General features: G+C 70.0%; 9 protein-coding genes. 8 read left to right on the plus strand and 1 reads right to left on the minus strand.

The window, feature by feature from the left end; genetic code table 11:
- The first annotated feature begins 385 nt into the window (after positions 1–385).
- From WME79_RS26365 to WME79_RS26390, 6 genes are all read left to right on the plus strand, one after another.
- The gene (locus tag WME79_RS26365; RefSeq protein ID WP_437520254.1) at positions 386–2,146 is read left to right on the plus strand and encodes a lamin tail domain-containing protein; all 1,761 of its coding nucleotides are present in this window, start codon (positions 386–388) and stop codon (positions 2,144–2,146) included.
- Between the two features lie 325 nt (positions 2,147–2,471).
- A complete protein-coding gene (locus tag WME79_RS26370; RefSeq protein ID WP_437520256.1) occupies positions 2,472–3,488 on the plus strand; it encodes a hypothetical protein in 1,017 nt (338 codons plus the stop codon).
- A gap of 193 nt (positions 3,489–3,681) precedes the next feature.
- Positions 3,682–4,755 (plus strand): hypothetical protein, encoded by a 1,074-nt coding sequence (locus WME79_RS26375; protein WP_437520258.1) that lies wholly within the window; start codon positions 3,682–3,684, stop codon positions 4,753–4,755.
- Positions 4,756–5,883: 1,128 nt separating this feature from the next.
- Positions 5,884–6,912, plus strand: coding sequence for a substrate-binding domain-containing protein (locus tag WME79_RS26380; RefSeq protein ID WP_437520259.1), 1,029 nt, complete (start codon positions 5,884–5,886; stop codon positions 6,910–6,912).
- Positions 6,913–6,972: 60 nt separating this feature from the next.
- A complete protein-coding gene (locus WME79_RS26385; RefSeq protein ID WP_437520260.1) occupies positions 6,973–8,547 on the plus strand; it encodes a sugar ABC transporter ATP-binding protein in 1,575 nt (524 codons plus the stop codon).
- A complete protein-coding gene (locus WME79_RS26390; protein ID WP_437520261.1) occupies positions 8,544–9,614 on the plus strand; it encodes an ABC transporter permease in 1,071 nt (356 codons plus the stop codon). The genes WME79_RS26385 and WME79_RS26390 overlap by 4 nt, the downstream gene beginning before the upstream one ends.
- Before the next feature lie 11 nt (positions 9,615–9,625).
- On the opposite strand, the gene WME79_RS26395 is transcribed toward WME79_RS26390, so the two are convergent.
- The gene (locus WME79_RS26395) at positions 9,626–12,052 is read right to left on the minus strand and encodes a substrate-binding domain-containing protein (RefSeq protein ID WP_437520263.1); all 2,427 of its coding nucleotides are present in this window, start codon (positions 12,050–12,052) and stop codon (positions 9,626–9,628) included.
- 631 nt (positions 12,053–12,683) lie between these two features.
- On the opposite strand from WME79_RS26395, the gene WME79_RS26400 reads away from it, so the two are divergent.
- Both WME79_RS26400 and WME79_RS26405 read left to right on the plus strand, forming a co-directional pair.
- The gene (locus WME79_RS26400) at positions 12,684–13,475 is read left to right on the plus strand and encodes a polyphosphate polymerase domain-containing protein (RefSeq protein ID WP_437520264.1); all 792 of its coding nucleotides are present in this window, start codon (positions 12,684–12,686) and stop codon (positions 13,473–13,475) included.
- Positions 13,472–14,164, plus strand: a complete 693-nt coding sequence (locus WME79_RS26405) for a DUF4956 domain-containing protein (RefSeq protein ID WP_437520265.1) — start codon at positions 13,472–13,474, stop codon at positions 14,162–14,164. Before WME79_RS26400 ends, WME79_RS26405 begins: the two co-directional genes overlap by 4 nt.
- Positions 14,165–14,206: the final 42 nt, after the last annotated feature.

Below are 14,206 nucleotides of genomic sequence, written 5' to 3' on the forward strand. Positions count from 1 at the left end.
CAAGTCTCGCGTGAGAGACGGTCAGACGACCCGACCGACGTGGCGGCGCCGATATGGCCAAGCCAGACGGCGTCGGCCATGTTCTGGTGCCCACGTCACCATTCCCCACAGCGGGAGCCGCCGTGACCACGGACGAAGCCCTTCGTGACACCCGGCGCTGTACCCACGCACCTCAGGCGGACGCCATCTCCGCGGTACCCCGCCGCAATCGAATCTTCACATCCATTGTTCGAGCATTCGTATACAAGAGCGCGTCGTCCCATCGCGCGATCCTGTCGTCGCTCACCTGTCGATGTAGGCAGAGCCGGCCGAGCCTCTGGGACGGGGAGCCTGGGCATAGGCCCCAAGGCTGAGCGGTGAGTCATCGCCCTCTTTCGGAGATCATATGAACAGGTCAGCCACATGGAAGCTCGTACCCCACCTCTCGTACCTCGCCGCCGCGGGCCTCATCGGCGCCACCGGCTGCATCGGATACGGGTCTGACTGGGACGAGATCGAGGCGGTCGACGAAGACAGCGAGGCGATCGTGATCCCTGCGAAGGGGACCGCGACGACGCTCGACATCTGCAGCTGGAACATCGAGTGGTTCGGCGATGCCGCCAACGGGCCGTCGAACGAGACGCAACAGCTCAACAACGTCCGCGATGTGATCAGCGGCGCGGACATGGACATCTGGGGTGTCGAGGAGGTCGTCAGCGCCACCCAGTTCAATAGCCTCCTGGCGCAGCTCTCCGGCTACACCGGCTTCCTGGCCAACGACCCGAGCGTGGTCAACGGGCCCGCCTACTACAGCGACTTCAGCAACGCCGAGCAGAAGGTGGGCCTCATCTACAAGAGCTCGATGGTGACGATCACCAGCAGGAAGGTGATCCTCACCGCGAACGACTACGACTTCGGCGGCCGCCCTCCCCTCGAGGTCGGTATGAATGTCACGCTGAACGGATCCACCCAGAGCATCATCGTGATCGTGCAGCACGCGAAGTGCTGCAGCGACAGCACCAGCCACCAGCGGCGCACCAACGCGTCGAACGCCCTGAAGGCGTACCTCGACGCCACGTACCCGACGCAGAAGGTCTGGGTGCTCGGCGATTTCAACGACGACCTCGACACCTCGATCACACCGGGTTCCCCCTCGCCGTATGCCAACTTCGTCGCGGATAGCGCCGATTATACCTTCCCGAGCAAGGTGCTGACGGACGCCGGGATCTCCACGACCGCCGGCTACCCGGATGCGATCGACCACCACCTCACGACCAACGAGGCGTACGCGACCTACGTCGCCGGCTCCGTCGAGGCTTATCGGGTCGACAGCTACATCCCGAGTTATAGCACGACCACCACGGATCACTTCCCCGTCCTGAGCCGCTATACCTGGAGCGGCGGCGGCAGCCCGACCGTGACCGTCGCCGCGCCGAACGGCGGTGAGTCTTTCGTGGGCGGGAGCTCGACCAACATCACCTGGACCTCGTCGGGGTTCACGAACGTCAAGCTGGAGTACTCCCTCAACGGGGGCGCCGGCTGGTCGCTGATCACCGCCAGCACGCCGGCGTCCGCAGGCACATTGGCCTGGACGGTGCCGAACAGCGCCTCGACGAACGCCTTCGTGAGAGCGAGCGACGCCGCGAACGCCGCGATCTTCGACCTCAGCAACGCCGCGTTCACCATCACCGCCGGCGGGGGGCCGGCGAACGTGATCCTGAATGAAGTGCTCGCCAACGAGGCTGGCAGCGACACCGCCGGCGAGTTCGTGGAGCTCGTCAACGTCGGCGGCTCCTCCGCGAACATCGCCGGCTGGACGATCTCCGACGGCTCGCAGGTGCGCCACACCTTCCCGGCGGGCACGACGCTCCTCGCGGGGAAGGCCATCGTGGTGTTCGGCGGCGCCTCGGCGATCCCGGGCGGCCTGACCAACGCCGCGGCGGCCTCGACGGGCACGCTCAGCCTCGCCAATGGGAGTGACTCGGTCACCGTGAAGGATGGAAGCGGCGCGGTGAAGGGCACGCACAGCTGGAGCTCGACCCCCACGGACGGGCTGTCGAAGAACCGCAGTCCCGACGGTTCAGCCGCTGGGTCGTTCGCGAACCACAACACCGTGGGCACGGGCAACACGTCGCCCGGCAAGCGCGCGAACCAGACCGCCTGGTGACTTGCGCCGGGCGCCGCCTCGCCCACTCGCCCGCCTCGCCCACGGCCCCTGAGAGCGACCGATATCCCACCTCGCGCCAGGCACCGAGACGAACATTGTAAAGAATCGCCGTTGATCAGCCCTCGACGGCGCCTGGAGATCTGGCGCGCCCCGCCACAGCGCGCGAGATCGCGCCTGGTCAACCTCCCTCGCCTGGCCCCCCTGCATCCTGGCGGCTTCCAGGGCTTCCACCGACAGCCTCCTTCTGGTACGTGGGGCCGTCGCCCGGAGCCCTGGCTCCGGAGCGGCCCTTCAGACCGAGGCTCGGCCAAGGAGATCCGCACCCGTGCTAAGGAACACACGCCGCGTCGCCGCGCTCCCGCTGTGCATCGCCCTGCTGGCCGGCGCGGCGGAGGGTCGCGCCGAGGCCCCTTCGGAGGCGGTCGCCCGGCTCATGGCGCAGGCGAACGCGGCCGCTCGCGAGGATCGGCTCGCCGACTCGCGCGACCTGTGGATGGCGGTCTGGCGGCTGGAGCGCGCCCAGGTCGCCGCGTGCAACATCGGGGCGCTGTCGCTCCGGCTCGGCGACGCGCCGGCCGCCGTGCGCTGGCTGTCGCTCTGCCAGGAGATCATGCGCGCGCCCAGGACGCCCGCGGAGCGCGCGCTCGTCGCGTCGCGGCTCAGCGACCTGGCCCGCGCGCGGCAGCTCGCCGGCGAGCTCCACGTGGTCGCCCCCGCAGGCTCGAAGGTCACGATCGACGGCGCGCCCGCCGAGATCGAGGGCGACAAGCCCGTCCCCGTCGCCCCCGGCCACCACGTGGTGCGCGCCATGCTGGACGGCAACGTCGCGACGGCCGAGATCGACGTGCCGCGCGGCGAGACGCGGGAAGTCGTGCTCACCTTCGCTGCCCGGCCCGCCGGCGTCCCTGCGCCGCTGCCAGGCCCCCCGGCCGCGCCCGCAGGCGCGCCGGCGCCGCCTCCCGGCCCCCGCGCCTCTCCCCTCGCCCCCCCGCCTCCCCGGCCCGGGCCGCGGCCGGAGCTCGTCGCCGGCGGCTTCGGGCTCTCCGCCACCCTCGCGGCGATCGGCGGCGTGATGCTCGTCGGCGCGGCGAAGAAAGACGACGCGGGCGACACCGCCGCGCTCTCCGCAGGTCCGAACCGTTGCTTCCGGCTGACCCAGCCGATTTGCCAGCAGTCGGCGTCGGCCTACGACGACGCGATCGCCTACAGGGGCGTGGGCATCGCCGGCCTCATCGCGGGAGGGGCCGTCCTGGCCGCCACGCTCGGCTACACGTTCTATCCGCGCGGGCCGGCAGAGATCACGGTGTCGGCCAAGGGGCTTACATTGACGAGCACGTTTTGATGTGCACTTCGACCGTGCGCCTGCTCTGAGCGAAGGACGCTTCGCACGCTGCGCGATCTTGCGAAAACTTGCGTGACGGCGGCCGCCTGACCGCGGCATACTGCGCCCCGAGACGACCTGGCAAACGACACCCCGGCGGATTGGGGCCGCCTGGGTGCCGGCGCCCACAGCCTCGTGCCGGAGGACTGGACGCATGGGTAGACCCATCGCGCGTTGTGCTGCTGCTCTGCTCTTTTTTCTCATCACCTCGGCGACCTTCTTTGCGTGCGGCGATGGGCCCTACGTGGGTGGAAGGTGCGCGACCACGGACCACTGCCAGTCGGACCAGCAGAATGTGCCGGGCACGATCTGCGTCGATGAGCACTGCGAGTGTGGCGAGCCGGGGAAGGTCATCTGCTGCGCGCGCGGTGACGACACGCCGAACTGCTTCGAGGAGTGCCGGACCTGCGACGAGTGCGCCGAGGGCACGGAGGAGTGCTCGGGGGTGCAGGTTCCGCCCGGAGGCTGCGAGGGCGACGCGGAGTGCCCCGGCCCGCCGGACCCGCGGTGCGGCGTCGGGAGGTGCGTGGACGGCGCGTGCGTCGTGGAGATCGAGCGGGGCCCGATCACCTCGCAGATCCGCGGCGACTGCAAGGTCGAGGAGTGCACGGCCGACGGCCACGTGGTCAGCGTGGCGGCCGTCGACCCCTACGACGACGGCAACCAGTGCACCCTCGACGCCTGCGAGATCGACGAGCCGCGACATTTCCTGTTGGATGGTGTCGCATGTCCCGCCTCGGGCGCCGGACGATGCCATGAGGGCGCGTGCGTGCAGTGCGTGGACACAGACCCGACGCCGCTGTGCCCTGGCGGGCTCGCGTGTGATGGTTTCTGGTGCGTGCCGGAGCACTGCGTGAACGGTGCGCGAGATGAGGGGCTCCGCGAAACAGGATTGGACTGCGGCGGTTCATGCCGTCCCTGCCCATCGAGCGAGCGCTGCGAGGCCGCCACGGACTGCGAGAGCGGCGTGTGCACGAACGGAAGCTGCATGATCCCGACGTGCAGTGATGGCGTGAAGAACGGCCGTGAGGCCGGCGTCGACTGCGGCAAGCAATATTGCCCGCGCTGCCCGCCGGGCAGGGGCTGCGAGACCGGCGCGGACTGCCTGAGCGGCGTGTGCTGGAGCGGCACTTGCGAGGCGCCCACCTGCACCGACGGCGTGAAGAACGGCGACGAGGCCGGCGTCGACTGCGGCGGCGAGGAGTGCGCCGCCGCGTGCCCGGACTGAGTGTGCCGGCCTCGGACGCGCCTGGTGGCGGCATCCGATACATCCCTCCACGAACCCAATCAACGTAACCAGGGCATCTCGCGTTCTCCGTGACCGTCGTGGATCCCTGAGCCCCTCGGGATCCCACGGGCGCCTCCACCGCCGTACCGTTCGCCAAGCACAAAAGCTCAGGCGACACGAGCTCACCAGAGACGCCACCGTCCCCCTCGTCAGAGCCAGACGCCCGTCAACCTCCACGAGCGCGCTGCCGTCGATCAGGGCGCTCCCGCTTGCCTCTCGCGGCCACGGCGCCGCATGGACACGGCCAACGCCCGCGCAAGCACGTCGTGCAGGCGATGACGGCGTTCGTGTGGAAACACGGAATCAACGAAGTATCAGGGGAGGACAGGGCCAAAAATGACGAGCAAGATCATCTTCAAGCATGCCGCGCTGTGGGCATGCATCGCTCTTGGCGCGCGATCGCTCATCGGTTGTGTCGTCGACAGCTCAGCCTACCACGAGACACCGCAGGACGAAGATCCGTCAGAGACCACGCCGGCCCAGAGCGCCCTCAGCCACGCGCCGCTGGAGAACCTCGCCAGGCCAGTGTCCTGGTCTGACGCTCCTCACGTCTGCGACTTCGGCTTCCTCGGGGGCGCGGCGTGCGACCAGTACTGCAAGAGCCAGAGGCACGCATTGTGCGGCTACTGCGAATGGAATGACACCGAGCGCAGGAATCAGTGCCAATGCCAGTCGGATCCTCAGCGCTGCTCGCAATAGCCGTCGCTCCGCGATGTCCCTGAGGCGTCTCGGCCTCCGGGAGCCCATCTCCAACAGGGCCCTCCGTCAGGTCACCCCGGGCCGCGGTTCCCCAGGCTGAGCCACCGTGGATCAATGGCCACACCCCACCCCACATCATGAACTCTTGTAGCCATCGCTCCCTGGAACAGGTGGGTTTACAGACGACCTGAAGCCCTGCGGTATCCAAAAATCCGACACGTTACCCCTGATTTTTCCGTTTGGGTCGTTCACGCGAGGCGCGACATGGTCCGGGTACGTCCGCTAACCTCGCTTCGGGGAATTTCTGTGTCGCGTTTCAGCGACATCGACATCGACACGCCTTTCGCAGGCAAGGCGGGGAGAACTGCCGTGAAAGACAAGAATCGTTTCTGGAAGCTAGCGTTTGCAGCGTTCGCCGTGCTGTCCATGACATGGATCGCCGGCTGCGCTCAGGGGGGCGGAGACGAGGCGGCCAAGGGCCACGACGGCGACGGCAAGAGCGCCCCGACGACGGCCAAGGTCGTCAAGCTCGCCTTCGTGACGAGCGGGACGAGCGAGTTCTGGCGGATCGCGGGGGCCGGAGTCCACAAGTACGAGCAAGAGGCGAAGATTCAAGTCGACATCAAGGCGCCGCCGAACGGCACGCCCGAGGAGCAGAACCAGATCCTGGAGAGCCTCGCCAGCCAGGGATACGACGCCGTCGCCGTGACCGTCCTGGCGCCGAACGATCAGGTCGCTGTGCTCAACAGGGTCGCCGAGAAGGTCAAGCTGATCACGTTCGACTCCGACGCCCCGAAGTCGAACCGGCTGCTCTACATCGGCACGAACAACTACGAGGCCGGCAAGGCGCTCGGCAACGAGATCGTGAAGATCCTGCCGAGCGGCGGGAAGATGGCCGTCTTCGTCGGCATGTTCGCGGTCGACAACGCGACCCAGCGCCTCAAGGGCATCTCGGACGTGGTCACCGCGCACAACATCCAGATCGTCGACAAGCGCGAGGACAACGCCGATCGCGCCAAGGCGCGCTCGAACGTCGAAGACATCATCAACGCCCACCCGGACCTCAACGTCGCGACCGGCCTCTGGTCGTACAACGGGCCGGCCATCATCGCGGCCGTCGAGGCGCTCGGGAAGAAGGGCAAGGTCATCCCGGCCGTGTTCGACGAGGAAGACGCGACGCTCAGCGGCATCGAGAACGGCACCGTGGCGTGCACCGTCGTGCAGAAGCCGTTCCAGTTCGGCTACCTGTCGAGCAAGTGGATGCACGAGCTCGCGACGAAGGGCGACGCGGCCATGGCCGCCATCCCCAAGGACAAGATGGTCGACACCGGCGTCGACGTGATCCGCAAGGAGAACGTGGCGGAGTTCAAGGCCAAGCTCGTGGAGCTGAAGAAATAGCCTGCTCTCCGGCGGCTCGATCGGGGGCGCCCCCTCGATCGAGCCCCGCGGTCTCGGCCCATGACGTCGACTCCCGATCTCCCACCCCTGCTCGCGATGCGCGGGATCGTCAAGCGGTTCCCGGGCGTCACCGCGCTCTCAGGGGTGTCGCTCTCGCTCCGCGCCGGCGAGGTGCTCGCGCTCGTGGGGGAGAACGGCGCCGGCAAGAGCACGCTCATGAAGATCCTCGGCGGCGCGTGCCCGCCCGATGAGGGGCAGATCTTCATCGACGGGGCGCCCGTGTCGCTGAGCGGCGTGCGCGCGGCCAAGCGACTCGGCATCGCGCTGATCCATCAGGAGCTGATGCTCGCGCCGAACCTCGACATCGCCGCGAACGTCTTCCTCGGGAGCGAGGGGCGCGAGGGGTGCGAGGCGCTGACCCCCCGCCTGCTGGCCCCGCTCCGGCGCGGTGAGCTGAACGCGAGGGCGGCGGCGCTCCTCGCGCGCGTCGGCCTCCCGCTGCCTCCGACGACGCCCGTGTCGGCGCTCACCGCGGGGCAGCGGCAGATGGTCGAGATCGCCAAGGCCCTCTCGGCCAGCGCGCGCATCCTCGTCATGGACGAGCCGACCTCGTCGCTCACCGCCGGCGAGTCGAGGGAGCTCTTCGCGATCGTGGAGCGGCTCCGCGCCGACGGGATCGGCGTCATCTACATCTCTCACCGCATGGACGACGTGCTGAGCCTGGCCGATCGCGTCGCCGTGCTGCGCGACGGCCGGCACGTCGGCGAGCTCGCGCGGACCGAGGCGACGCACGACAGGATCGTCTCCATGATGGTCGGGCGGGAGCTCAGCGGCCGCTACTTCCCGGAGAGGAGCGCGCGCCCGCGGCAGGAGCCCGTGCTCGAGGTCCGCGACCTCGTCGTCCCCGGCGCGCCCGCGGGCGTGAGCTTCACCGCGCTGCGCGGGGAGATCCTCGGCTTCGCGGGCCTGGTCGGCTCGGGGCGCACCGAGCTGATGGAGGCGATCTTCGGGGCGACCCGGGCGCTCGGCGGCGCGATGACGCTCGCAGGAGAGCCTTATGCGCCGCGGACGACGCGCGACGCGATCGACCGCGGCGTGTGCCTCGCGCCGGAGGATCGCAAGCGGCACGGGCTCGTGCTCCCCATGACCGTCGTCGAGAACGCCTCGCTGCCGGGCCTCGCCCGCTTCGCCCGCGCCTTCTGGCTCGACCGCGCCGCCGAGCGCCGCGCCGCGCGCGCCGAGGTCGACCGGCTCCGCATCAAGACGCCGACGCTCGATCAGCGATCGGTGAACCTCTCCGGCGGCAACCAGCAGAAGGTCGTCCTCGGGAAATGGCTGTCGATGAGCCCCCGCGTCCTGCTCCTGGACGAGCCGACGCGCGGCATCGACGTCGGCACCAAGGCCGAGATCTACAGGCACATGGCCGCGCTCGCCGCGGAAGGGATCACGCTCTTGATGGTCAGCTCGGACATGGAGGAGGTGCTCGGCATGAGCGATCGCGTGGTCGTCATGCACGAGCGGCGGATCACGGGCGTGCTCCCGCGCGAAGGGCTGACGCAGCAGCGCATCGCCGCGCTGATGACAGGGAGCGCGAGGGGCGTGGAAGGGGACGTAGAAGGCGCGGTGACCGCATGAGACGTGAGCTGGGCATGAGCCTCGTGCTCGTCCTGATGTGCGCGGGGCTCTGGATCTCCAACCCCGACTTCCTCGGGCAATCGAACGTCGTCAACACCACGCGCCAGATCGCGATGCTCGGCATCTACGCGATGGGCATGGGGCTCGTCATCATCACCGGCGGCATCGACCTCTCGATCGGCTCGGTGATCGGCCTCACCGGCGTCCTGCTCGCCAAGATCTCGTCCTCGGGGATGGGGTGCCTGGGCTACCCGCTCTGGGTCGGCATCCCGGCGGCGCTCGCCGCCGCGGTGCTGGTGGGGCTCGCGCAGGGGCTCCTCATCACGCGGCTCAAGCTGCAGCCGTTCGTCGTCACGCTCGGCGGCATGCTCCTCGTGCGCGGCGTCTCGCAGACGGTGGCGGAGGGCGGCACGCTGAGCTTCGGCGACTCGCCGTTCCTCGGGCTCGCCAACGGCGGTCTCCTGCGCGTCTCCGGCGACGCGCTCATCCCCTACCCGCTCGTCATCTTCCTCGTGGTCCTCGCCGCCGGCGCGTACGTGCTGCACTTCACCGTGCTCGGGCGCTACATGTACGCGCTCGGGGGCAACCGCGAGGCCGCCGAATACTCGGGCATCGACGTGCGCCGGGTGGAGGTCTCGACGTACGTCATCTCGTCGGCAACGGGCGGGATCGCGGGCATCTGCTACGCGTCCTACATCGGCCAGATGTCGCAGCAGGTCGGGATGGGCTACGAGCTCTACGCGATCGCAGGCGCCGTGCTCGGAGGCTGCTCGCTGCGCGGCGGCGAGGGCAGCGCGCTCGGGATCCTCATCGGCTCTGCCCTCATGCGGGTCATCGATAACGGCATCAACATGTTCCAGATCCGTCACAACGACGACGGCGTGCCGCGCATCTGGCGCCTCGATCCGAACTGGACGTTCATCATCATCGGCGCCGTCATCCTCGTGGCCGTCGTCTTCGACCAGGTGGTGCACGTCGCCCAGGCGCAGCGGCGCGCCTCGCGCGCCGGCGAGGCGAAGCCCGCGGAGCCGCACCCCATCGAGGCGCCGCCCGCCGGGGCGGAGTAGCCGCCGCGCGGTCAGCCGCGCTTCGCCTCGCGGCGGCGTACCCTCGCGAGCGCATAGCGGAAGCCGCTCGCCAGGTTGGAGTGCGTCGCCATCGAGCCGACGTCCAGGCCTTGCCGGACCATCATCTGCGCGGCCTCCGGCCGGATGCCGACGAGCACCGCCTCGGCGCCGAGCAGCGCGGCCGCCTGCGCCGCCTCGACGAGCCGGGACGCCGCCGTCACGTCGACGAACGCCATGCCGGTGACGTCGATCAGCACGACGTGCGCGCGCTTCGTGTCGATCTCGCGGAGCATCGACGCGATGAAGTCGCCGGAGCGCTGGGCATCCATGACGCCCACGACGGGCATCACGAGGATGCCGTCCGCGATGGGCACCACGGGGCTCGAGAGCTCGCGGATCGTCTGGAGCATCGCCGCTTGCTGCAGGTTGGCGCGCTCGAGCTCCTCGCTCCGCGCGGAGATGCGGCGGAGCAGCCGGGCGTTCTCGACGCCGATCGCCACCGTGCCGGCGACGCGGACCAGGAACGCCACGTCGCCCGCGCCGCACGCCTCCCTGCGAGCGCTGCTCAGGACCAGGGCGCCGAGGACGTTGCCCCGGCCTTGCAGCGGCACGGCGACGGCCGTGCGCGCGCCGTCGTGCGCGGCAGGCAGTGCGGCGTCCGCTCCCCCCTCGGCGGGGTCGATCACGACCGGGCGGCCCGACTCGATCGCGCGGCGCACGAGCGAGCGCGCCGGGATCGAGACCTGGTCCTCGACGACGGAGCTCGAGGGCGGCAGGAGCCCGATCATCATGACCTCGATCGCAGAGGCGACGGGCGCGCTCCGACCGCCGTTCCCGGCCGCGGCCCGGCGGGCGGCCTCGAGAGACAGGTAATCGCTGAGCGTCGTGGACCACGGCGTCTGCTCGAGGGTGACGCAATCGACGCGGGTGTGGAGGACACGGGAAGGCGGCAGCTCGGCGAGCGTCGGCCCGACGCCGCGCGTGATCATCCGGTGGATCGTCTCGACGGCGCGGAAGCCCATGTCGTCCTCCCGCTGGACGATCGTCGCGTGGATCGCCCCCTGCCGGAGGAGGGCGACCGTGCGGGCGACGAGATCGAAGCCGACGATCTTGAGATCTCCCGCCCGGCCGAGGGCTCGCGCCGCGCGGCCCCAGGACGGCCCGTTGTCCGCCGCGGCGCCGAAGGCGCCCGCGACGTCGGACCGCCCCTCGAGCGCCGCCGTGGCGAGCCTCGTCCCGGCCTCCTGATCCCAGTCGCACGGGATCGTCGGCAGCACCGTGAGGTTCGACCCGAGCGCCGCGACGCGGAAGCCCTCGACGCGCTCGCGGATGTTCAGCGCGAGCCCCACGGCGCCGAGGGACGCGACGACGCCGCCGCCCGGGAGCAGGCGCTTCATCACCTCGGCCGCCAACCTGCCCGACGCCACGTTGTCCGTCCCGATGTAGAGCGGCGCCCGGCTGCCCTGGATCGGAGGCGTGTCGATCACGACGACCGGGATGTCTACCTCGGCCGCCTGCCGGAACGCCTCCTCCGCGCTCTCGGGGTTGCTGGGCGCGATGATGATGCCGGACATGCGCCGGCGGATCGCCTCGTCGAGAAGGGCGCGCTGAGAGCCCTCGCCGTCGCCGCCGTCGCCGGTCCGCCAGTCGATGGAGACGCCGAGGGGCCGCGCGGCGCTGTCCGCGCCGGCGCGGATGTTCTGGAAGTACGTCGTCGGCTCCGACGCCGGGGCGCGGTAGACGCGGGCGCACAGGTCGCCCCGCGCGTGCCCAGGGCCGTCCCCGACGTGGTCCTCCTCGAGCAGCCAGATCTCCACCGTGTTCCAGCTCGGATCGAGCTGCACGCTCTTGATGCCGTGCGCGATGGTCTCGATGAGGTCGTGCAGCGCGAGCGTCGTGCCCACCGCGTGGAGCAGCCGCTCGAACAGGCGGATCTCCTGCGCCGCGCTCGCCTTGTCGTCATAGAGCCTGTGCCGCTCCAGCGCATCTCCGGCCGTGCCCGCCAGGACCTCGATCGTGGCGCAGCGCTCCTCGCCCGGAGACTCCAGGGTGGCCAGCTCGATGGCGAGATAGCCGGCCGGCTCGCCGCACAGCTGGATGGGCGCGACCAGCACCCCGGCGCCTTCGGGGACGCCGCAGCCCGCCTCGAGCGCGAAAGGCAGGTACGTCCGGTACCAGGCCCGCGCATCGACGATGCGGCTCGCGTGCGCGCCGTCATCAGAAGGCGCCGCCGTGCCGAGCGCGCCCCCCTCGAGCTCCGCGCCGACCGGAGCGCGCGAGGAAAACCCAGGTGGCGCGTCGAACCCGACCAGCGCTCGGGCCACGAAGCGGTCGCCCTCGCGGAGCAGCAGGCTACCGCGCGGCGCATGTGGGAGGACGGCCATGGCCCGCCGCACGATCTGCTGGAGGACGGCGAGGAGATCGGGTACCTGACGCATGCGGGTCGTTCGACGATCTCGCCTGGATCCAGGCGGCCTTCAACAAATTCGCGCGTAGTCAGTCGATCGGGTCAATCGGAGGTCGGAGAGACTGCGCAGCCGAGAGGCGGCGCAGCGCGCGCCGGTTACGACGATACAGCCGAGCCGAACCGCTCGCTCGCGCCACCCGAGCCGAGAGCGACATCGACGCGCTGACTACCGGGCACATGCGCCGACACCACGCGTCGATCAGCGCAAGCGTGGTGCGTCGCGACGGCGTCGCCGCCCGCGAGGAACCGCTCACGAACTCGACTTCGACTCATGACGACGCGATCATGAGCTGGGCGCTCGTGGCACAGACAGGCAGCGACCTCCGCCCGCGCCCTGTCACCTCGGCAGCCGGTTGTCTACCCCGCCGGCACCGACCCCTGGCCGATGTCAGCCCAGGGCGAGGCACAGGGCCAGCGCGAGCCCCGAGCCGCGCCGGGCGCTCCCCCAGCAGCGCTGCCGCAGGCGCGCAGGTTGCAGGGAAAGCACAAAGATCTCGGGGAGCCGGCCATGATTCCGCTTGCGGACGCCGGCGAAATTTGTGTCATTATTGCGTGGTTACCGTAACAACTTCGCGACGCGCCGCAGCGCGACGCGCTTGCCCTTGACGACCGAGGAGGCGAGAGTCCTGGACGTCATCGAACGATATGAGTTCAAGTACCTGGTGCCGGAGCGTCTGGTCCCGGCGATCCGGGCCACGGCCTGCTCGATCGGCCGGCTCGACCGGTACGCCGGCCCGGACGGTGTATACCGCATCCGGTCGCTCTACCTCGACACCCGCGGGTTCGACCTCTACTGGGCCAACGCCCGCGAGCAACGCGACCGCTTCAAGCTGCGGGTGCGCACCTATCCCGGGAAGACCAGCCCGGCCTTCCTGGAGGTGAAGCGGCGCGTCCAGGATGTGATCATCAAGTCGCGCGCGGCGGCGCCAGCGAGCGAGTGGCGCGATCTGCTCGCGCCCGGCCGCCCCGCCTCGCTCGATCGGCTCTCGCCGGGCGCGCGGAAGGCCGCGGAGAAGTTCATCGGCGCGTTCCACCGCCACGACCTCAGGCCGACGCTCCTTGTCGACTACGAGCGCGAGGCGTACGAGAGCACCCTCGACACCTACGCGCGCCTGACGTTTGACCGGAAGATCGTCTGTCAGCGCAGGGAGACGATGGATCTCGACGCCTCCGAGGGGGGCTGGCGCCCGGTCGACCACCCCGTCCAGACGCAGACGCCGGAGCCCGTCTGCGTCCTCGAGCTCAAGTTCGAGCGCAGGCCGCCTGCGTGGATGGTGGCGCTCGTGCGGCGCCTCGACCTCGTCCGGCACTCGTTCTCCAAGTACTGCTACGGCGTCACCGCGCAGCTGACGCTCCCGGAGGCGCGGGCGACCCGGGTCGCAGGGTGGCGATGATGGACTGGCTGGCGGCGCTCTCGCACGGCCAGGCCGTCGAGTGGCGCGACGCGCTCATCGCCCTGCTCGTCGCCTTCGGGCTCACGCAGGGCATCGCCGGCGTCTACATGCTCACGTTCCGCGGCCTCTCGTACTCCCGGACGGTCGTGCAGAGCATGGCGCTGGGCAGCATCATCACGTGCACGCTCATGCTCGCCGTCGGCAACAACATCGCGGCTGGCATCGGGATCGCGGGGGGCGTCTCCGCGATCCGGTTCCGCACCACGATGCGCGATCCGCGCGATGTCGTGTTCGTCTTCGCGTCGCTCACCATCGGCATGGCGAGCGGCGCGCGGGCCTACGGCGCGGCGATCGCGGGGGCGGCGATGTTCGGCGTCGCGACGCTCTTGCTCCACGTCACCGGCTATGGGTCGCGCCGGCAGCCGGACGGGCTGCTCCGGTTCGTGGCGCCGGCTGGCCAGGCCGGCGCGGAGATCGCCGGCCCGATCGCGGGCATCCTCCGCGAGCACTGCGGCACCTTCTCGCTCGTCACCCTGCGCGAGGCGGCGCAGGGCGCCGTCATGGAGCACGCTTACCAGATCCGCGTTCGCCACCCCGACATGCGGGCCGGCCTCGTGACGAGCCTGCAGGCGTTGCCCGGCGTGGCGGACGTGAGCCTGATGCTCCAGGAGCCGACGCTGGACCTCTGACCACGGCGACGCACCCCATCCGCTGGTGCGTAGGCAGCAATC

This window comes from Sorangium sp. So ce726 (assembly GCF_051521405.1).
Lineage (GTDB): Bacteria > Myxococcota_A > Polyangia > Polyangiales > Polyangiaceae > Sorangium.

Excerpts from the sequence above, each read along its gene's own strand:
- WME79_RS26390 (WP_437520261.1), top strand. The coding sequence starts at position 8,544 with ATGAGACGTGAGCTGGGCATGAGCCTCGTGCTCGTCCTGATGTGCGCG.
- WME79_RS26385 (WP_437520260.1), top strand. The coding sequence starts at position 6,973 with ATGACGTCGACTCCCGATCTCCCACCCCTGCTCGCGATGCGCGGGATC.
- WME79_RS26375 (WP_437520258.1), top strand. The coding sequence starts at position 3,682 with ATGGGTAGACCCATCGCGCGTTGTGCTGCTGCTCTGCTCTTTTTTCTC.
- WME79_RS26405 (WP_437520265.1), top strand. The coding sequence starts at position 13,472 with ATGATGGACTGGCTGGCGGCGCTCTCGCACGGCCAGGCCGTCGAGTGG.
- WME79_RS26395 (WP_437520263.1), bottom strand. The coding sequence starts at position 12,052 with ATGCGTCAGGTACCCGATCTCCTCGCCGTCCTCCAGCAGATCGTGCGG.
- WME79_RS26365 (WP_437520254.1), top strand. The coding sequence starts at position 386 with ATGAACAGGTCAGCCACATGGAAGCTCGTACCCCACCTCTCGTACCTC.